This window comes from Pseudomonas sp. AFG_SD02_1510_Pfu_092, assembly GCF_003331055.1.
Lineage (GTDB): Bacteria > Pseudomonadota > Gammaproteobacteria > Pseudomonadales > Pseudomonadaceae > Aquipseudomonas.
In genome coordinates this window covers 39,077-58,066 of sequence record NZ_PUQD01000025.1, presented here as the reverse complement: position 1 = coordinate 58,066, position 18,990 = coordinate 39,077, and the positions used below count along the sequence as shown (strand labels likewise).

Sequence of the window (18,990 nt, the reverse complement as noted above, 5' to 3'; positions counted from 1 at the left end):
AAAATATTGAAGCGCTTACAGAAAATTCTTACGGCCGTTTCGACAGACGGTATTCACCGGCTACGCAACTGCTCGATCAACAGCCGCGCGGCCTGCAGCAGCGGTTGTTGCTTGCGCCAGAGGATATGCACGGGCAACTGCAACTCGTTGCGCGTGTTGCGAAAGTCCAGCCGCACCAGGCGCCCGCTGGTCAGCAGTGGCGCGACCCGCGACAGCGGCAGGTCGCCCCAGCCCAGGCCGGCTTCCACCATCTGCAGGGCGAGGTCGAAGCTGTCGGTGGACCAGTGCGTGGCGCCGATCAGCGGGCGCGGGTCGGCCAGCGGCAAATCACGGCTGCGCACCAGGATCTGACGCACTCGGGTCAGGTCCTCGAGGTAGTGGATACGCCCTTCGCGCAGTGCCGGGTGGGCCGGCGACAGGGTGGCCACCAGCGACTCCATGCCGATGTGCTGGAAGCCGCGGCGGGCATCGACCTGCAGCCCGGCGAAGGCCAGGCAAAGGTCGACGCGGCCGCTGTCGAGCAGGTGCAAGGCTTCTTCCTGCGGGGCGCTGAGCAGGGCGATGTCCAGCAGCGGATGGCGTTCGCCCAGGTGGGCAATGGCCGCCAGCAGCGGGCGGTGGTCGATATCCGGGACCACGGCCACGCTCAGGCTGCTCTCCAGCCCCTGGGACAACTGCAGGGCATGCACCTGCAGCAGCCCCAGCTGCTCGGCGATCAGCCGGGCATGCGGTTCCAGCGCCAGCGCCTGCGCGGTCGGGCGGACTTCACGTGGGCCACGTTCGAACAAGGGGTAGCCGAGATCGGCCTCGAGGTTGCCGATGGCCATGCTCACCGCCGAAGGCACCCGCTGCAAGGCGCGGGCGGCGGCGGAAAACGAGCCGCAGTCGAGCACGGCGAGAAACAGCTGGATGTTGTCGCTGGAAAAATTCATAAAGGCCTCCTGTCAGAAGATCTGACAGCTGCCGACTTTTACTGTCAAGCACGATGAAGCATGATCGCGCCCCATCGCTTTTGTCATTGGAGGTAAACCCGCGTGCAGGGACTGAAACGCAAACTGGTCTATGTGACTTTCTATGAATTGATCGGGCTGTGCATGTCGACCCTCGGGCTGGCCTACCTGTCAGACACCGAGGCCTCGCATACCGGGCCGCTGGCGGTGATGATCACCACCATCGCCATGCTCTGGAACCTGATCTACAACACCCTGTTCGAGTACTGGGAGAGCCGCCAGGCCAAGCGCGGGCGCAGTGTGGCGCGCCGGGTGGTGCATGCCATCGGCTTCCAGCTGACGTTGGTTGTGTACCTGATCCCGCTGATCGCCTGGTGGCTGGACATGACGTTGCTCGAGGCGTTGCTGGTGGACATGGCGTTCATCGTGCTGGTGCCGTGCTACACCTTTGCCTACAACTGGGCGTTCGACCGGATATTCGGCTTGCCCACCTCTGCGCTGGCTACAGCCTGATGCAGCCCTGTGTACGACCTGTGGGAGCGGGCGGGCCCGCGAAGAGGCCCGTTCAGTCAACCACTAAGGCGGCAGGCGAATGATCAACGGCTGCGGCTGCTGCTTCACCTGCTGTTCAAGCGGGTTTTCAGCCGGTGGTTCAACCGGCCGCGGCGCACTGGCCAGCAGGCTGTCCTCGACCTGCCCCGACAGGTAGTACACCCCCGACATGGCGCCGCTCTGGCGGTTCTCCATCAGTTCCTGCCATTCCTGGTTCAGCGCCACGTTGAGGATCACCCGCAGTTGTTCGACCATCTGCGGCTGTTCGCGGTCATGGGTCACCATCCCGTAGCCGGCCGCAGCGATCGAGATCATCGCCCCCGCCACCTTGCCCACCGCCGACGCCACGGCGCTGGCAATGCCGCGTGGCGCCAAGGTGGCGCCGAGTTTCTCGCTGGCCTGGGTGGCTACTGAATTCAGCCCGACATCGGTCTTGCCCGGGCCTTTGCTCGCCTGTTGGTGCAGGTGTTGGCGCATGGCCTGCCAGGCCGGTTGCTGCTCCAGCGACTTGGCCCGCAGCAGTTGATACAGGCTGGCATTGCGCGCATCCGGCGGCCCCAGGGCGATGGCCGGAATGCGGTTGAGGCGCTGGCTGAACTGCTCGGGGGGCGCGTTGTAGCGGCTGATGATGGCCGGCAGCTGCTGGCCGAGCAGTTGCAGGTACAGCTCGCAGGCACGGTCGCGGATGCCCTCGGGGTTGATCTGCTCGGCCACCGGTTCGATCACCCGCTTGTGGTATTGCTCCTGCAGGTACAGCGCCAGGCGCTTTTCCGCCGGCTCCCGGCCTTCACCGCTGTCGATCTTGTACCAGGCCACCTTGAGGGTCAGCCACTGCTGGGTCCAGTAGCCGGTGAACCAGGGGATGAAATCCCTTTCGGTACGCTGCTGCACCTGTTCCTTCCACACCCGCATCGAGCGCCGGGCATAGTCGTTGGCCGAGCCGGCGGCGCCGACCGAGGCGTCGATCAGCTCCTGGTCGATGCGTTGCCAGGCGGCGGGGTGAGCACCACCGGCGGCGGCGGGGCAGGTGGGCGCTTGGCCGCGCAGCCGCCGAGGGCCAGCAGCAGGCACAGCAACACCAAGGCTCGAGAACTCACGCGACCGCCTCCCGAGGTTAGAGGCTGGGGTGGTCCTCGGAGTATAGGGTGGGGTTGAGGGGGCTGCTGTGCAGTCCATCGCCGGCAAGCCAGCCCCCACAGGGTTCGCGGTAACCTCAACAGCATTGCATTAGCTGTGGGAGCTGGCTTGCCGGCGATGGGCCGCGCAGCGGCCCTGGTTATTCCAGCTCGAGCTTTTCTTCCAGGCGGTCGAGGTGCTTGTGCATCAGCCCCAGCGCCACCTCGGCATCGCCTTGCTCGACGGCGTCGATGATCGCCGCATGCTCCTCCCAGGCGCAGTGGTCGCAGCAGGGGGACTCGTAGCGGGCGATGATCAGCGAGGTCATCGGCACCAGGCCATTGAGAAACCGCGCCAGTGGCGCGTTGGCGGCCACCTGCGCCAGTTTCAGGTGAAACTCGCCGCCCAGGCGGATCGCCGCACAACGTTCGCCGTTTTCATGGTGCTGGCGTTCGCGCTCCACCAGCTGGCGCAACTGGCGAATCTGCGCCGGCCGGGCGCGCTGTGCGGCCAAGCTGATCAGCGTGGTTTCGGCCAGGCGCCGGGCGCTGAGCACCTGGCGTGCCTGCGCAGGGTCTGGCGCGGCCAGGTGCGCGGTGTGGCTGGGGCGCTGCACCACCACTTGCTGGTCGGACAGGCGCCCGAGCACGCGGCGGATCACGGTACGGCTGACGCCAAAGGCATGGCCAAGGGCCTGCTCGGGCAACAGGCTGCCAGGTGGCAGACGCTGCTCGAGAATGGCATCGAACAGCCGTGGGTAGATCTGCTCGGCCGACAGGCGGGTTTCACCGGCCGCGAGCAGGGCCGGCAAATGGGGGGCGGCGTTCATGGTCGCTCTCCTGGGTCATGGCTGCGGGTGTTCGTCGGGGATGTTCAACGGGATGCCCATGCGCAGCCCTTCGGCCAGAATGTGCTGGCGCATCTGGGCACTGGCCTGGGCGCTGCTGCGTTCACGGATGGCGCGCACCACGGCTTCGTTTTCCTTCAGCCGTGCGGCCAGGTGCTCTGGCGAATTGCGCAGCATGTCGGCGCTCTGCTTGAGGGCATTGCCGGTCTGCTGCACCACGCTCTGGAAGATCGGGTTGGTGGTCAGGGCGAACAGTGCTTCGTGGAAGGCGATGTAGGCGCGCACCCCGGCTTCACTGTCATCGGCTTCCAGCGCTTCGCGCATGTCCATCAGCGTCAGGCGCAGCTGGCCGATGTCCTGGCTGTTGGCCGATTGCGCCACCAGGCCGACGATGAACGGTTCGAGGGTGTAGCGCAGCTCCAGCACATCGGCCAGGCTGGCGGCGGCGCCGGTGTCCGCGCCAGGCTCCTGGGCGGCGGCATCGGCATCCAGCACCAGCACGCCCTTGCCGGGCAGCGAGCGCACCAGGCCCAGGGTTTCCAGGACGATCACCGCTTCGCGCAGGCTGGGGCGGCTGATGCCCAGTTGTTCGGCCAGCTCGCGCTGGCCCGGCAGCATGTCGCCGCTGCGCCACTGGCCGCGGGCAAGGGCCTGGCGCAGTTTTTCCACCACTGAATTGACGACGGTCGATGAGCTGATCACGGTTCGCTCCTGGAAGGGCCGGCAGCAGGGCCGGCCACGTTCGCTCAGAATTCCTGTTGATGAGGGGTGTTGGGCTGCTTGCGTGGCGCCGGGGCGAAGCCGGGTTTGCCGTCGAGCACGTTGTGTGCGCGCTCCAGGTCGATGTCCTTCTCCCAGCGGGCGATCGCCACGGTGGCCACGCAGTTGCCGATCAGGTTGGTCAGCGCCCGGCCGATGCCCATGAACCAGTCCACCGCCAACACCAGCACCAGGCCGACCACCGGGATCGCCGGCACGGCAGTCAGCGTTGCGGCGAGGATCACCAGCGCCGAACCTGGGATGCCGTGAGCGCCCTTGGAAGTCACCAGCGACACCAGCAGGATGGTCAGCAGGTCGGTCATCGCCAGCGGTGTGCCGGTGGCGTTGGCGATGAACACGATGGCCAGGGTCAGGTAGATCGAGAAGCCATCGAGGTTGAACGAATAACCGGTGGGGATCACCAGGCCGACGGTGGAAGTGCCGACGCCCAGGTGCTCCAGCTTGCGCATGATCTGCGGCAGCACGGCATCGGACGAGGCGGTGCCCAGGACGATGGTCAGCTCTTCGCGCAGGTACTTGATCAGCGGCAGCAGCTTCAGGCCCGACAGGCGCATGACCGTGCCCAGCACGATCAGGACGAAGCCGGCACAGGTCAGGTAGAACAGCGCCACCAGCCCGCCCAGGTGTTGCAGCGATTCCAGGCCGTACTTGCTGGTGGTGAAGGCAATGGCGCCGAACACGCCGATCGGCGCCAGGCGCACGATCATGCCCATGATCCGGAAGATCACGTGGCTCAGTTCGTTGATCAGCCGCGAGATGCCGGCGGCCGAATCACCCACCAGGTTCAGTGCACTGCCGAACAGCACCGAGAACAGCAGCACCTGGAGAATGTTGTTGTCGGCGAAGGCGCCGATCACCGAGGTCGGGATCAGGTCCATGAAGAACGCCGTGGCACCATGAATATGCTGGCCGCGTTCGGCCAGGCTGCTGGCGTCGGCGCTGGACAGCTGGTCCAGGTGGATGTTGGCGCCGCTGCCGATGCCGCTGGTGAAGGCGAACACCAGGCCGATCACCAGCGCCAGGGTGGTCAGGACTTCGAAGTAGATCACCGATTTCAGGCCGATGCGCCCGACCTTTTTCAGGTCGCCGGCACCGGAGATGCCGCTGACCACCACGCAGAACACGATCAGGCCGATGAGCATCTTGATCAGCTTGATGAAGCCGTCACCAAGCGGTTTCAGTTGCAGGGAAAGGTCGGGGAAGCTCAGACCGCAGGCGATGCCGAGGGCAAGGCCGAGCACGACTTGCAGGAAGATCGAACGCGAGCACCATTTGAGCATGGGAGGGATCTCTGATCGGTGTCCTTGCTTCGGTAGCCGCACGGGGCGAAAGAGCGCAGGACTTAATTATTGTGGTCTTACCGGTTTGTTCAGCGCGACGCCATGAAAGCGCGAAAAATCCGACATTGCAAGGGTTTTTGGCCTTACCGGTCTGACCAGTTGTGGGGCGTTTTTGCCGGGCGGCTCTAGTTCGGTGCATGCGCCTGCCAAGCGCCGCTTTGTCGCGATTGGCAGCTAAACGGCTCCCCCAGGGCATTGCGCATCGAATAGCAACCAGGCTCGGCCAGACGCCGGGTATGCCGTTGCAATCCGCTTGCCAAGCGCCATCGCGACTTCAATTTTTGCGATAACGCCATGATTCATAAGGTTTATTTGCTTTATACGATTCAGCTCGTACAATCCGCGCTCGACCGGGCAGTCACTAACGGGCCGGCACCGGGATTCTTATCCCGGTAATCGCCCACAAGCAGGCTGCTGGCGATTAAATGAATGGAGTCTCATCGTGCGTCACAACCTTCCGGTCACCCCGGTCGAGCAACTTTTCCCCTCGGATCAGCGGCTGATTTCCGCTACCGACACCGCCAGCCTGATTACCTATTGCAACCCCGAATTCGCCGCCATCAGCGGCTACAGCGAGGCCGAACTGATCGGCAGCCCGCACAACCTGGTGCGCCATCCAGACATGCCGCCGGCGGTGTACGAATTGATGTGGCGTTACCTGAAGGCCGGCAAGAGCTGGATGGGCATCGTCAAGAACCGCTGCCGCAATGGCGACTACTACTGGGTCAACGCCTACGTCACCCCCATCCGCGAAGGCGGGCAGGTGGTGGGCTATGAATCGGTGCGGGTCTGCCCCAGCCGTGAGCAAGTGGCGCGTGCCGAGGCCCTGTACGCGCGCCTGCGCAACGGCCAGGCGGCGCTGCCGTGGCCGCACCGCCTGCTGTCGTTGGCGCAGACCCTGGCCTTGCCACTGGCGGGCGGGCTGCTGGCGCTGGGCGCCAACCGGCTGTGGCCGGGCCCGGTGGCGCAGGGGCTGACCCTGGGGCTGTTCGTGGGCTATGGCCTGTGGGCGTGCAAGGCCTTCGACCGGCAAATGCAGCAAGTGGTGCGGGGCGCCGACGGCACCTTCGCCGACCCCATCGCCGCCTTGACCTACAGTGACCTGCCCGGTGCCGCCGGGCAGCTGCAACTGATGCTGATCAGCGAAGAGGCCCGGCTGAAAACCGCGCTGACCCGTTTGAGCGACCTCGCGGCGCAGATGGCCGTGGCCGCCCGTGACGCCGGGCAGCTGTCACGCGGTACCGAAGCGGCGCTGCTGGAACAGCGTGCGCAAACCGACCTGAGCGCCACCGCCATGAACCAGATGGCAACGTCCATCGGCGAAGTGGCCAGGCATGTGCAACTGACCGCCGCCGAGGCGCATACCGCGCACCTGCTGGCCGAGCAGGGCAGCCAGGTGGCCGATGCCAGCGGTGCGGCCATTCGCACCCTGGCCGGCACCGTGGCGCAGATCAACCAGGCGGTCACTCACCTGGCCGGCCAGACCGGTGCCATCGCCGACGCCACCGGGATGATTCGCGGTATCGCCGAACAGACCAACCTGCTCGCGCTCAACGCCGCCATCGAGGCGGCCCGTGCCGGTGAGCAGGGCCGTGGCTTTGCCGTGGTCGCCGATGAAGTGCGGGCGCTGGCCGACAAGACCCGGCAATCGACCTTGCATATCCAGGCGATCATCGATGCGCTGCGCAGCGGTGCCGCGCAAGCCGTGGCGATCGCCAGCCAGGGCATCGACGGGGCCGAGCAGGGCGTTGCCCAGGTGCAGGACGCTCGACAGGCGCTGCATGGCATTCGGCAAGCGCTGCAGCGTATCAGCGACATGAGCCAGCAGATGGCCACCGCCTCGCAGCAGCAGTCGGTCGTCGCCGAAGACGTTTCGCGGCAGATCAATGGCGTGGCCGGCATTGCCCAGCACAGCGCCCACAGCGCCAACGCCGCCGCTTCGCGCGGCACCGAACTGCAACAGGTGTGCACCGGATTGCGCGCCCTCGTGGAGCGCTTCAACCGCTAAGGCAGGATGCTTTATGGATGACAACTATCGCGCGGCCGTGGACGCGGCCGCGATTTTTTCCGAAACCGACCTGCGTGGGACCATCACCTACGTCAACCAGCAGTTCTGCAGCATTTCCGGGTACAGCCACGAAGAGCTGCTGGGCACCAACCACCGCATCCTCAATTCCGGCCTGCACGAGCCGGCATTCTTCGTCGGCATGTGGCGGGCCCTGGCCGCCGGCCGGGTGTGGAAGGGGGAGATCTGCAACCGCGCCAAGGACGGCTCGCTGTACTGGGTCGACAGCACCATGGTGCCGCTGGTCGACCCGCTGACCGGCCTGGTGCGCAAGTACGTGTCGATCCGCTTCGACGTCACCGAGAAGCGCCAGCTGCTGCATACCCTGCAATGGCGGGTGGGCCACGATGTACTCACCGGCCTGCCCAACCGTGCCTACCTGTCCGACCTTTTGCACCAGGCCCTGGCCTACTCGCGCCGGGAAAACCTGCCGCTGGCGGTGTGCATGCTCGACCTGGACGGCTTCAAGGCGGTGAATGACGGCTACGGGCATGCCATGGGTGACCTGCTGCTGGTCGAAGTGGCGCAGCGCTTGAAGCGCATCCTGCGCGATGGCGATGCCGTGGCGCGGTTGTCGGGCGACGAATTCGTTCTGCTGCTGCGCGATGTCGACGCGGACCGCCAGCTGTATGCGGCGCTGCGCCGGGTGCTGCAAGCGTTGGCGGCGCCTTATGTGGTCCGCGAGCAGCGCCTGTCGCTCAGCGCCAGCATCGGCGTGACCCTGTACCCGCAGGACGACGAAGACGCCGACACCCTGGTGCGCCACGCCGACCAGGCCATGTACGTGGCCAAGCAGCGTGGGCGCAACCGTTATCACCTGTTCGATGTGACCCAGGAGCAGGAGCTCAAGGCCACCCACCAGACCGTGGCGCAGGTACGCCGGGCCCTGCAGCAGGGCGAGCTGTGCCTGTATTACCAGCCCAAGGTCAACTTGCGCAGCGGCCAGGTGCTGGGGTTCGAGGGCTTGTTGCGCTGGCACAAGCCCGAGCACGGGCTGGTGTCGCCTGGGCAGTTTCTGCCCTGGGTAGAACAGACCGACCTGATCGTCGAAATCGGCGAATGGGTGCTGGAGCAGGCGCTGAGGCAACTGCAGGCCTGGCAATGCCAGGGGCGCGCCTGGTCATTGAGCGTGAATATCGCTGCGCGGCATTTGCAGCGCAGTGATTTTGCCGAGCGCCTGCGGCAGATGCTGGCGCAGTACCCGCAGGTGGACCCGGCGCGGCTCGACCTGGAAATCGTCGAGTCCGTGGCCATCGACAACCTGCAGCATGTCGGTGCTTGCCTCGACGCCTGCCGCGCGTTGGGCGTGCGCTTCTCGCTGGATGACTTTGGCACCGGCTATTCGTCGCTGAGCTACCTGAAACGCCTGCCGACGCAGACGATCAAGATCGACCAGTCGTTCGTGCGCGACATCCTGCATGACCAGGATGACCTGGCGCTGACCGGGGCAGTGATCGGGCTGGCGCGGGCATTCGGCCGCGAGGTGATTGCCGAGGGCCTGGAGAGCGTCGAGCACGGCCGCGTGCTGATGGGCCTGGGCTGCGAGCTGGCGCAGGGTTACTGCATTGCCCGGCCGATGCCGGCCGCCGAGGTGGTGGCCTGGGCACAGGCCTACCGGCAGCCGCCCCAGTGGCGCGACCCCGGGTAGTTGCTCAGCGGCGCCGCGCACCGCTTCCTGAATTGTGCGTACCTGTTGGCGCAACTGCTTGCTCAAATGCCAAAAGCCGGCGCAATCCCTGTGGGAGCGGCCATGGCCGCGAACACCGGCGCGGCCGGTGCCATGCACCGCGCTGCATTCTTCGCGGGTTTGCCCGCTCCCACAGGTGGTGTGCAGGTCTTGAGGGTAGCGCGGTGGCGGTAGACCCGATCACTGCTCCCGCAACCGCTTGTAGAGGGTGGTGCGGCTGATCCCCAGCCCACGCGCCACCGCCGAAAGGTTGCCGTTGGCTTGCGCCACCAGCGCTTGCAGGTCTGCCTCGTCAGTCGCGACCGCCACCGGCCCCGGTGACTCGGCGAGAAAGCCCGCCGGCAGGTGTTCCAGGCCGACCGGCCCGGTACCGGCCAAGGCCAGCGCCACCTGCAGCACACTCACCAGTTCGCGTAGATTGCCCGGCCACGGGTGCCGGTCGAGCAGCTCGACGATGGCCGCCGGTAGCCGCGCAGGTTGCCCGGGTTCGCGGTAGCGGGCATGAACCTGTTCGATCAGTTGGCGGCGATCGCTGCGCTCGCGCAGCGGCGGCAACACCAGCGCCAACCCGGCGATGCGGTAATACAGGTCCTGGCGAAAGCGCCCGGCGCGCACTTCTGCGGCCAGGTCGCGGTTGCTCGCCGACACCACGCGAATATCCACCGCCACCGGTTCGCCGCTGCCCAGCGGCTGGATGCTGCGCGACTGCAGCACGCGCAGCAGGCGGGCCTGGGTGGGTAATGGCATGTCGCCGATTTCGTCGAGGAACAGGATGCCGTGGTGGGCCTTGCGGATCAGCCCCGGGTTGCCCTTGTGGTGCGCGCCGGTGAAGGCGCCCTTGTCGTAGCCGAACAGCTCCGATTCCACCAGCTCGGCCGGGATCGCCGCGCAGTTGACCGCGACCAGTGGCTGGCTTGCGCGGCTGCTGGCCTGGTGCAGGGTGTTGACGAACACTTCCTTGCCCACGCCGGTTTCACCCTGCACCAGCACCGGGATGTCTTTTTCCAGCAACAGCCCGGCTTGTGCCAGGGCCTTCTCCAGGCGTGGTTCCGCGCTGCTGCCGGCACAGCGGCGGGGCACCGCGCGCGGCGCCTGCCACTGGCAATGAAAGCGGTTACGCCCGGTCGCCTGCAGGGCGAAGGGCTGTTGCCGGGGATGGCCGAGCAGCTGCCGCAGGGGCAACTGGAACAGTTGCTCGATGTTCTGCCGCAGCGGGTTACCGCCCAGCAGGCTGTCGGCCCGCTGGTTGGCGGCCAGCACCTGCCCCTGCTCATCGAACACCAGCAGGCCGGCCCACGGGCTGTCGAGATTGTCGCAGGCGCTGTTGAAGATCAGCTGCGCGTGCTGGTCGGCATACTCAGCGAGGATCAGGCGGTTTTCCAGGCTCTGGCCCATCATGCGCACCAGGCCCAAGGTCTGGCTGGCCGGCAGGTAGCCGTCGCTGGCAACGTCGAGCACCCCGACGCGTTGCCGCGTGGCGTCCAGCAGTGGCGCGGCGGCGCTGGACAGGTAGCGGTTCTGGCGCAGGAAGTGCTCGTCCTGGCCAACGTGGATCGCCTCGGCGCAGACCAGTGCGGTACCCAGCGCGTTGGTGCCGACGCTGTGCTCGTGCCAGTGGGCACCGGCGCTGAAGCCGTGCGCCTGGCGCGGTTCGATGAAGCGCCGCGAGCCCCAGGTGTCGAGCAGGCAGCCGCTGGCGTCGGCCAGCATCACCAGGTAGCTGGCATTGCCCAGCAGGTGCGCGTATTGCGGCAGCACTTCCTCGCGGGTCAGGCGCAACAAGGTTTGCCGCCGCTCCAGCAGCGCGCTGAGTTCGGCGCGGGTCAGGCAATCGAAGTCCGGGGCCTGCTGCGGCTGCAGGCCGTGTTCGCGACAGCGGGCCCAGGAAGCCTGGATCAGTTGCGCATGGGTCGAAGCGGATACGGCCATGGGCCTGTCCTGTGTGATTGTTGTTGTCATGGTGCCGACCGCTGTTCAGTGTTGTTCACGGTTGTTCAATGTCAAACCGCAGAGTGTTCAGTTGTGCAGTGCTTGTGTTCACTTGTGAACCTGCGGTTGGCCAACGCGGCTGCCCATGCCGCAGGCCAGACGCTTCGGGCGCAACTGGCACGAAACTGGCTGTACCCGGCAGACAACAATCACAAGAAGGCCACGCCATGTCTCTGGTGCTGGAGCAGGTCAGCCGCAGCGTCGACAACCAGGCCTGGATCGTCGATGCCTCGCTGCGTTTCGAACCTGGCTCGTTCAACGTGCTGCTGGGCCGCACCCTGGCCGGCAAGACCAGCCTGATGCGCCTGATGGCCGGGCTCGACCGCCCGGACCGGGGGCGGGTGCTGATGGACGGCCAGGATGTGACCGGCGTACCGGTGCGCCAGCGCAATGTGTCGATGGTGTATCAGCAGTTCATCAATTACCCGACCCTCAGCGTGTACGAAAACATCGCCTCGCCGCTGCGCCAGGCGCGCATGGCCGAGCCGCAGATTCGTCAGCGGGTGCAGGAAACCGCCGAGATGCTGCGCATCGAACCCTACTTGCAGCGCCTGCCGCTGGAGCTGTCCGGTGGCCAGCAGCAGCGCACGGCCATGGCCCGGGCGCTGGTCAAGGATGCCTCGCTGATCCTGTTCGACGAACCGCTGGTCAACCTTGACTACAAGCTGCGCGAGGGCTTGCGCCAGGAACTGCGCGAACTGTTCGCGGCGCGCCACTGCATTGCCGTGTATGCCACCACCGAGCCCAACGAGGCGCTGGCCCTGGGCGGTACCACCACCCTCGTGCACGAGGGCCGTATCGTCCAGAGCGGGCCCACCGCCGAGGTCTACCAGCGCCCGGGCAGCGTGCTGGCTGCCGAGCTGTTTTCCGAGCCGCCGATCAACCTGGTGCCCGGCCGAATCAGCAGCCACGAAGTGAGCCTGGGCCAGGCCGTGCACTTTGCCCGCAACGCCGACCTGCAGGCGCTTGCCGAGGGCGACTACCGCTTTGGCGTACGCCCCAGCCACATCAGCCTGGTGCCAAGCCATGACGACGACCTGGAACTGTCGGTACTGGTCGAGCTGGCCGAAATCAGTGGTTCCGAGACCTTCCTGCATGTGCGCAACGAACACTGGCGGATGATCCTGCACCTGCCAGGGGTACACGAATACCAGGTGGACACGCCGATCCGCGTGTTCATTCCCACCCACAAGCTGTTCGTGTTCGACAGTGCCGGGGCGCTGGTGCAGGCCCCGGGGTTGCGCCAGGCAAGGAGAGGGTGATGGCCGAGATCCGCCTGCGCCAACTGGCGCACAGCTACAGCCGCCAGCCCGCCAGCGAGGCGGACTACGCGTTGCACGCCCTAGAGCATGTGTGGGAGCAGGGCGGTGCCTACGCCTTGCTCGGGCCGTCGGGCTGCGGCAAGTCGACCTTGCTCAACATCATTTCCGGTTTGCTGACACCGTCCCACGGCGAGGTGCTGTTCGACGGCAAACCGGTCAACCAGCTGTCGCCGCAGGCGCGCAACATTGCCCAGGTGTTCCAGTTCCCGGTGGTGTACGACACCATGACGGTGTTCGACAACCTGGCGTTTCCCTTGCGCAACCAGGGCCTGGACGAAGCGCGTGTGCGCGCCCGGGTCGAGGAGATTGCCGAGGTGCTCGACCTGTCGGCGGTGCTGCGCAGGAAGGCGCGCAACCTCAGTGCCGACGAAAAGCAGAAGGTCTCCATGGGCCGTGGCCTGGTGCGCGATGACGTCTCGGCAATCCTCTTCGACGAGCCGCTGACGGTGATCGACCCGCACCTGAAGTGGAAGCTGCGGCGCAAGCTGAAGCAGATCCACGAGCAGTTCAACATCACCATGATCTACGTCACCCACGACCAGCTCGAGGCCTCGACCTTCGCCGACAAGATCGCGGTGATGCACGGCGGGCGCATCGTCCAGTTCGGCACCCCGCGCGAGCTGTTCGAGCGGCCGCGGCACACCTTCGTCGGCTATTTCATCGGCAGCCCGGGGATGAACCTGATCGAGGTGCGCGCCGAAGCGGACGGTGTGGGGTTCGGCGATATCCACCTGGCCTTGCCCGACGGCCTGCGCGAACGCCTGGCGGCGATGCCGGGCGGGCGCTTGCAGGTGGGCATCCGCCCGGAATTCGTGCAGCTGTGGGACAGCCCGTTCGATGATGCCTACCCGGCACGCGTGCTGGATGTCGAGGACCTGGGCACCTACCGCATCGTCACCCTGGAACTGGGGGGTGTCGCGCTCAAGGCGCGCCTGGGCGAGGACCGCCCGGTGCCGGTGGCCCAGGCCTGGGTCAGCCTGCCGACGCAGTGGCTGATGCTGTACGTCGACGATGTGCTGCTGGAGGCCGCGCCATGAACAAGGTACCCAACAACAAGGCCTGGTGGCTGGTGCTGCCGGTGTTCCTGCTGGTGGCCTTCAGTGCGGTGGTGCCGATGATGACGGTGGTCAACTACTCGGTGCAGGACATCTTCGACCAGTCCAACCGTTACTTCGTCGGCGCCGACTGGTACCGCCAGGTGCTGCGCGACCCGGCACTGCATGACGCGTTGCTGCGCCAGTTCATCTATTCCGCCTGCGTGCTGCTGATCGAGATCCCGCTGGGCATCGGCATTGCCCTGACCATGCCGACCAAGGGGCGCATGGCCTCGGTGTGCCTGATCATCATGGCCATCCCGCTGCTGATCCCGTGGAACGTGGTCGGCACCATCTGGCAGATTTTTGGCCGTGCCGACATTGGCCTGCTCGGCGCTACCCTGGCCAAGTTGGGGGTCAGCTACAACTACGCCGGCGACCCGTTCGACGCCTGGCTGACCGTGCTGGTGATGGATGTGTGGCACTGGACGTCGCTGGTGGCGCTGTTGTGCTATTCGGGGCTGCGCGCGATCCCCGACGTGTATTACCAGGCCGCGCGCATCGACCGCGCCTCGGGCTGGGCAGTGTTCCGCCATATCCAGTTGCCGAAGCTGAAGAACGTGCTGCTGATCGCGGTGATGCTGCGCTTCATGGACAGCTTCATGATCTACACCGAGCCCTTCGTGCTGACCGGTGGCGGGCCCGGCAACGCCACCACGTTCCTCAGCCAGACCCTCACGCGCATGGCCGTGGGGCAGTTCGACCTGGGCCCGGCGGCGGCGTTCTCGCTGGTGTACTTCCTGATCATCCTGCTGGTGTCGTGGCTGTTCTACACAGCCATGACCCATGCCGACAAGGACTAGCCCATGAGCACGCGCAAATCGCTGGCCCTGCTGTTGTACTTCTTCTTCCTGCTGGTGCCGATCTACTGGCTGCTGAACATGTCGTTCAAGAGCAATACCGAGATCCTCGGCGGCCTGACCCTGTGGCCACAGGCGTTCACCCTCGACAACTACCGGGTGATTTTCACCGATCCCAGCTGGTACAACGGCTACCTCAACTCGCTGTACTACGTGTGCCTGAACACCCTGATCTCACTGCTGGTGGCGCTGCCGGCGGCGTACGCCTTCTCGCGTTATCGCTTTCTTGGTGACCGGCACCTGTTCTTCTGGCTGCTGACCAATCGCATGGCGCCACCGGCGGTGTTCCTGCTGCCGTTCTTCCAGCTGTATTCGTCGATCGGCCTGTTCGACACCCATATCGCCGTGGCGCTGGCCCACTGCCTGTTCAACGTGCCACTGGCGGTGTGGATTCTCGAAGGGTTCATGTCGGGCGTGCCGAAGGAAATCGACGAAACGGCCTACATCGACGGTTACAGCTTCCCGCGTTTCTTCGTGAAGATCTTCATTCCGCTGATCGGTTCCGGCATCGGCGTGACGGCGTTCTTCTGCTTCATGTTCTCCTGGGTCGAGCTGTTGCTGGCGCGCACCCTGACTTCGGTGAACGCCAAACCGATTGCAGCGGTGATGACGCGCACCGTGTCGGCGTCCGGCATCGACTGGGGCGTGCTGGCAGCAGCGGGGGTACTGACCATCTTGCCGGGCATGCTGGTGATCTGGTTCGTGCGCAACCATGTGGCCAAGGGCTTTGCCCTGGGCCGGGTGTGAGGAGGGCAAGCATGGAATGGATGGCCTGGACCTTGCCGACGGCGCTGTTCTTCGCCGCCGTTGGCCTGTTGCTGCTGGGGATGACCCTGCTGGAATTGCGCCGCCCCTGTGTCGAGCGGCGCGGCTTGCTGCCGCTGGTCACCAGCCGTGGCGATCGTTTGTTCATCGGCCTGCTGGCCAGCGCCTACCTGCATCTGCTGGTGGTCGGCGTCAGCGAGGGGCCGTTGTGGGTGGCCTCGCTGCTTTCGCTGGCGTGGCTGGTGGTGGTGCTGCGCTGGGGCTGAGCGAGCGGCCCTGTGGGATAACTGAAACGGGAGATCACAATGTTCGACAACAAGTACAACAGGCGACATTTGACCCTGGCCGCGTTGCTGGTGCTGGCCAGCGTGCAAGGCACAGCCTGGGCCGACCAGTACGAGGACGCAGCGAGGAAGTGGATCGGCAGCGAGTTCAAGCCGTCGACCCTGACCGCTGAACAGCAGCTGGCCGAGTTGCAGTGGTTCATCAAGGCTGCCGAGCCGTTCCGTGGGATGAAGATCAACGTGGTGTCGGAAACCATCACCACCCATGAATACGAGTCCAAGGTGCTGGCCAAGGCCTTCAGCGAGATCACCGGCATCCAGCTGACCCACGATTTGCTGCAGGAAGGCGATGTGGTGGAAAAGCTGCAGACGCAGATGCAGTCGGACAAGAACATCTATGACGGCTGGGTAAACGACTCCGATCTGATCGGTACGCACTTTCGCTACGGCAAGGTGGAATCGATCACCGACCTGATGGCCAATGAAGGCAAGGCCTACACCTCGCCGACCCTCGATCTCAAGGACTTCATCGGCATTTCCTTCACCACCGCGCCGGACGGCAAGGTCTACCAGTTGCCCGACCAGCAGTTCGCCAACCTGTACTGGTTCCGCGCCGACTGGTTCGAGCGGCCCGAACTGAAGGCCAGGTTCAAGGAGAAGTACGGTTACGAGCTGGGTGTGCCGGTGAACTGGTCGGCCTACGAGGACATTGCCAAATTCTTTACCGAAGACGTCAAGGAAATCGACGGCAAGCGCGTCTATGGCCACATGGACTACGGCAAGAAGGACCCGTCGCTGGGCTGGCGCTTCACCGATGCCTGGTTTTCCATGGCCGGCGGCGGCGACAAAGGCCTGCCCAACGGCCTGCCGGTCGACGAATGGGGCATTCGCGTGGAGGACTGCCACCCGGTCGGTTCCAGCGTGACCCGTGGTGGCGACACCAACGGCCCGGCTGCTGTCTATGCCACCCAGAAGTACGTGGACTGGATGCGCGCCTATGCGCCCAAGGAAGCCCAGGGCATGACCTTCTCCGAAGCGGGCCCGGTGCCGGCCCAGGGCAACATTGCCCAGCAGATCTTCTGGTACACCGCCTTCACCGCCGACATGACCAAGCCGGGGCTACCGGTGGTGAATGCCGACGGTACGCCGAAGTGGCGCATGGCGCCCTCGCCGAAGGGGCCGTACTGGGAGGAGGGCATGAAGCTGGGCTATCAGGACACCGGCTCGTGGACGTTCTTCAAGTCCACCCCCGAGAAGCAGCGCCTGGCGGCGTGGCTGTACGCCCAGTTCGTCACCTCCAAGACCGTGTCGCTGAAAAAGACCATCGTCGGCCTCACGCCGATCCGCGAGTCGGACATCAACTCCCAGGCCATGACCGATCTGGCGCCGAAACTCGGCGGGTTGGTGGAGTTCTACCGCAGCCCGGCGCGGGTGCAGTGGACGCCGACCGGCACCAACGTGCCCGATTACCCGCGGCTGGCGCAGTTGTGGTGGAGTCATATCGCTGAAGTGGCCAGTGGCGAGAAGACCCCGCAGGAAGCCCTGGACGGCCTGGCCCGCGACCAGGACCGGATGATGGAACGCTTGCAGCGCTCCAACGCCCAGGCGACCTGTGCACCGAAGCTGAACCCGGAGAAGGACGCCCAGTACTGGTTCGACCAGCCCGGTGCACCGAAACCCAAGCTGGCCAACGAAAAGCCCAAGGGCGAGACGGTCAGCTACAGCGAGCTGTTGAAGTCGTGGGAGGCGGCCAGGAGGTGATCGGCTGAGCACCGCACTGGCTTCTTCGCGGGCGTGCCCGCTCCCACAGGTTTCAGCGCAAGCCCGAGGCATACGCAGCCCCATGTGGGAGCGGGTTCACCCGCGAAGCAGGCGACGCGAGGGATGGCACCGGCTGCGCCGGTGTTCGCGGCCACGGCCGCTCCCACAGGGATCGCGCCAGTTTTTGGAAATTGATCAAGACAGTTGCTCCCACAGTGAGAGCGGTGCATTACCTGTGGGAGCGGGCAAGCCCGCGAAGAGGCCGGCAAGGCCCGTGCATTAACCACCGGCAAAAAAAAACGGCACCTGCCAGAGGTGCCGTTTTCATGTCACGCGTTCTTACTTGTGCAGCTCTTCCGCCGCATACAGCGTGTTTTCCAGCAGGCACGCCCGGGTCATCGGCCCGACGCCACCCGGCACCGGGGTGATCCAGCCAGCACGCGGCAGGGCGGTCTCGTAGACCACATCGCCGACCAGCTTGCCGTCTTCCTGGCGGTTGATGCCGACATCGATGACGATGGCACCTTGCTTGATCCACTCACCCTTGACCAGGCCGGGTTTGCCAGCGGCCACCACCACCAGGTCGGCGCGGCCGACATGGCCGGCCAGGTCCTTGGTGAAGCGGTGGCAGACGGTCACGGTGCAGCCGGCCAGCAGCAGTTCCATGGCCATCGGGCGGCCGACGATGTTGGACGCACCGACGATTACCGCGTTCATGCCGTACAGGTCCTGGCCGGTGCTTTCCAGCAGGGTCATGATGCCTTTCGGCGTGCACGGGCGCAGCAGCGGGATGCGTTGGGCCAGGCGACCGATGTTGTAGGGGTGGAAACCGTCCACATCCTTGTCCGGGCGGATGCGCTCGAGCAGCAGCGAGGCGTCCAGGTGCGCCGGCAGTGGCAGCTGCAGCAGAATACCGTCGACGGCCGGGTCATCATTGAGGCGGTCGATCAGCTCGGTCAGCGCCTGCTGCGTGGTTTCGCTGGGCAGGTCGAACGCCTGCGAAATGAAGCCGACCTCTTCGCAGTCCTTGCGCTTGTGCGAGACATAGACTTGGGAGGCGGGGTCGGTGCCGACCAGGATCACCGCCAGGCCCGGCGTACGCAGGCCTTGCTGGCGACGCTCCACGACACGTTGAGCGATCTGCTGGCGCAGGCTGGCGGCGATCGCCTTGCCATCGATTAGGTGTGCAGTCATAGACGCGTGATTAACCATCGAGAAGGAAACAATTAAAGAGGGCGCATTCTCGCACGACACGGGCCACGGGCAAAGGCGGGTGGTCGGGCAAATCCCCTAAGCCCTTAAATAATTTAAATTTTTTAGCGAAAGGTGTTGACGACTTACAGGCCCGCCTATAAGATTCGCCGCACTTGTCGGGCACAGCCTAGCACTGGTTGGCTAAGTCGGGCAGAATGAGTGGTTTGGCAGTTGCCTGTTATTGGCAGTTGACTGTTGAAAGTCTCGTTCGGTTAGGCTTCAAGCTTAAGCGCCCGTAGCTCAGCTGGATAGAGCATCCGCCTTCTAAGCGGATGGTCGCAGGTTCGAGTCCTGCCGGGTGCGCCATTAGGCAGCTTTGGCAAG

General features: G+C 65.3%; 15 protein-coding genes, 1 tRNA gene and 1 pseudogene. 10 read left to right on the top strand and 7 right to left on the bottom strand.

Annotated elements, in window-relative coordinates; all coding sequences use genetic code 11:
• Positions 1 to 53 precede the first annotated feature (53 nt).
• Entirely contained in the window at positions 54 to 932 is an 879-nt protein-coding gene (locus tag C6A77_RS13105; protein ID WP_114169846.1) for a LysR family transcriptional regulator, read from the bottom strand.
• 102 nt (positions 933 to 1,034) lie between these two features.
• On the opposite strand from C6A77_RS13105, the gene C6A77_RS13100 reads away from it, so the two are divergent.
• A complete protein-coding gene (locus C6A77_RS13100) occupies positions 1,035 to 1,463 on the top strand; it encodes a PACE efflux transporter (protein WP_114169845.1) in 429 nt (142 codons plus the stop codon).
• Between the two features lie 63 nt (positions 1,464 to 1,526).
• Here the strand turns inward: C6A77_RS13100 and C6A77_RS13095 are convergent.
• From C6A77_RS13095 to C6A77_RS13080, 4 genes and pseudogenes are all read right to left on the bottom strand, one after another.
• Positions 1,527 to 2,599, bottom strand: a pseudogene (locus C6A77_RS13095) (hypothetical protein).
• 179 nt (positions 2,600 to 2,778) lie between these two features.
• Complete coding sequence (locus C6A77_RS13090; RefSeq protein ID WP_114169844.1) at positions 2,779 to 3,447, bottom strand: GntR family transcriptional regulator; 669 nt, start codon at positions 3,445 to 3,447, stop codon at positions 2,779 to 2,781.
• 15 nt (positions 3,448 to 3,462) lie between these two features.
• On the bottom strand, positions 3,463 to 4,167 hold the full coding sequence (locus tag C6A77_RS13085) for an FCD domain-containing protein (RefSeq protein ID WP_114169843.1): 705 nt from the start codon (positions 4,165 to 4,167) through the stop codon (positions 3,463 to 3,465).
• Positions 4,168 to 4,211: 44 nt separating this feature from the next.
• Complete coding sequence (locus tag C6A77_RS13080) at positions 4,212 to 5,525, bottom strand: C4-dicarboxylate transporter DctA (RefSeq protein ID WP_114169842.1); 1,314 nt, start codon at positions 5,523 to 5,525, stop codon at positions 4,212 to 4,214.
• Between the two features lie 502 nt (positions 5,526 to 6,027).
• On the opposite strand from C6A77_RS13080, the gene C6A77_RS13075 reads away from it, so the two are divergent.
• The gene (locus tag C6A77_RS13075; RefSeq protein WP_114169841.1) at positions 6,028 to 7,593 is read left to right on the top strand and encodes a PAS domain-containing methyl-accepting chemotaxis protein; all 1,566 of its coding nucleotides are present in this window, start codon (positions 6,028 to 6,030) and stop codon (positions 7,591 to 7,593) included.
• Positions 7,594 to 7,606: 13 nt separating this feature from the next.
• Entirely contained in the window at positions 7,607 to 9,298 is a 1,692-nt protein-coding gene (locus C6A77_RS13070; RefSeq protein WP_114169840.1) for an EAL domain-containing protein, read from the top strand.
• A gap of 219 nt (positions 9,299 to 9,517) precedes the next feature.
• Here C6A77_RS13070 and C6A77_RS13060 read toward each other — a convergent pair whose 3' ends face one another.
• Entirely contained in the window at positions 9,518 to 11,266 is a 1,749-nt protein-coding gene (locus tag C6A77_RS13060; protein ID WP_114169838.1) for a sigma-54-dependent Fis family transcriptional regulator, read from the bottom strand.
• Positions 11,267 to 11,493: 227 nt separating this feature from the next.
• Here C6A77_RS13060 and C6A77_RS13055 point away from each other — a divergent pair, with 227 nt between their 5' ends.
• From C6A77_RS13055 to C6A77_RS13030, 6 genes are read left to right on the top strand one after another with little or no spacing between them, the layout of a single operon-like run.
• A complete protein-coding gene (locus tag C6A77_RS13055) occupies positions 11,494 to 12,588 on the top strand; it encodes an ABC transporter ATP-binding protein (RefSeq protein WP_114169837.1) in 1,095 nt (364 codons plus the stop codon).
• On the top strand, positions 12,588 to 13,685 hold the full coding sequence (locus C6A77_RS13050) for an ABC transporter ATP-binding protein (protein WP_114169836.1): 1,098 nt from the start codon (positions 12,588 to 12,590) through the stop codon (positions 13,683 to 13,685). Before C6A77_RS13055 ends, C6A77_RS13050 begins: the two co-directional genes overlap by 1 nt.
• A complete protein-coding gene (locus C6A77_RS13045) occupies positions 13,682 to 14,545 on the top strand; it encodes a sugar ABC transporter permease (RefSeq protein ID WP_041166682.1) in 864 nt (287 codons plus the stop codon). Before C6A77_RS13050 ends, C6A77_RS13045 begins: the two co-directional genes overlap by 4 nt.
• Positions 14,546 to 14,548: 3 nt before the next feature.
• A complete protein-coding gene (locus tag C6A77_RS13040) occupies positions 14,549 to 15,349 on the top strand; it encodes a carbohydrate ABC transporter permease (RefSeq protein ID WP_114169835.1) in 801 nt (266 codons plus the stop codon).
• Positions 15,350 to 15,360: 11 nt separating this feature from the next.
• Positions 15,361 to 15,633 carry a DUF2160 domain-containing protein gene (locus tag C6A77_RS13035; protein ID WP_114169834.1) on the top strand — a complete coding sequence of 91 codons (273 nt, stop codon included), beginning with the start codon at positions 15,361 to 15,363 and terminating at the stop codon, positions 15,631 to 15,633.
• Between the two features lie 39 nt (positions 15,634 to 15,672).
• On the top strand, positions 15,673 to 17,412 hold the full coding sequence (locus C6A77_RS13030; protein WP_114169833.1) for an ABC transporter substrate-binding protein: 1,740 nt from the start codon (positions 15,673 to 15,675) through the stop codon (positions 17,410 to 17,412).
• A gap of 339 nt (positions 17,413 to 17,751) precedes the next feature.
• Here C6A77_RS13030 and folD read toward each other — a convergent pair whose 3' ends face one another.
• Positions 17,752 to 18,606 (bottom strand): bifunctional methylenetetrahydrofolate dehydrogenase/methenyltetrahydrofolate cyclohydrolase FolD, encoded by an 855-nt coding sequence (folD, locus tag C6A77_RS13020; protein ID WP_114169832.1) that lies wholly within the window; start codon positions 18,604 to 18,606, stop codon positions 17,752 to 17,754.
• 289 nt (positions 18,607 to 18,895) lie between these two features.
• Between folD and C6A77_RS13015 the strand changes: the two genes are divergently transcribed.
• Positions 18,896 to 18,972 (top strand) — tRNA-Arg (locus tag C6A77_RS13015).
• Positions 18,973 to 18,990 lie beyond the last annotated feature (18 nt).

Bases quoted from the DNA above. Each gene is read 5' to 3' on its own strand.
- C6A77_RS13105 (WP_114169846.1), bottom strand. From the start codon at position 932: ATGAATTTTTCCAGCGACAACATCCAGCTGTTTCTCGCCGTGCTCGAC.
- C6A77_RS13090 (WP_114169844.1), bottom strand. From the start codon at position 3,447: ATGAACGCCGCCCCCCATTTGCCGGCCCTGCTCGCGGCCGGTGAAACC.
- C6A77_RS13080 (WP_114169842.1), bottom strand. From the start codon at position 5,525: ATGCTCAAATGGTGCTCGCGTTCGATCTTCCTGCAAGTCGTGCTCGGC.
- C6A77_RS13070 (WP_114169840.1), top strand. From the start codon at position 7,607: ATGGATGACAACTATCGCGCGGCCGTGGACGCGGCCGCGATTTTTTCC.
- C6A77_RS13060 (WP_114169838.1), bottom strand. From the start codon at position 11,266: ATGGCCGTATCCGCTTCGACCCATGCGCAACTGATCCAGGCTTCCTGG.
- C6A77_RS13055 (WP_114169837.1), top strand. From the start codon at position 11,494: ATGTCTCTGGTGCTGGAGCAGGTCAGCCGCAGCGTCGACAACCAGGCC.
- C6A77_RS13050 (WP_114169836.1), top strand. From the start codon at position 12,588: ATGGCCGAGATCCGCCTGCGCCAACTGGCGCACAGCTACAGCCGCCAG.
- C6A77_RS13045 (WP_041166682.1), top strand. From the start codon at position 13,682: ATGAACAAGGTACCCAACAACAAGGCCTGGTGGCTGGTGCTGCCGGTG.
- C6A77_RS13040 (WP_114169835.1), top strand. From the start codon at position 14,549: ATGAGCACGCGCAAATCGCTGGCCCTGCTGTTGTACTTCTTCTTCCTG.
- C6A77_RS13035 (WP_114169834.1), top strand. From the start codon at position 15,361: ATGGAATGGATGGCCTGGACCTTGCCGACGGCGCTGTTCTTCGCCGCC.
- C6A77_RS13030 (WP_114169833.1), top strand. From the start codon at position 15,673: ATGTTCGACAACAAGTACAACAGGCGACATTTGACCCTGGCCGCGTTG.
- folD (WP_114169832.1), bottom strand. From the start codon at position 18,606: ATGACTGCACACCTAATCGATGGCAAGGCGATCGCCGCCAGCCTGCGC.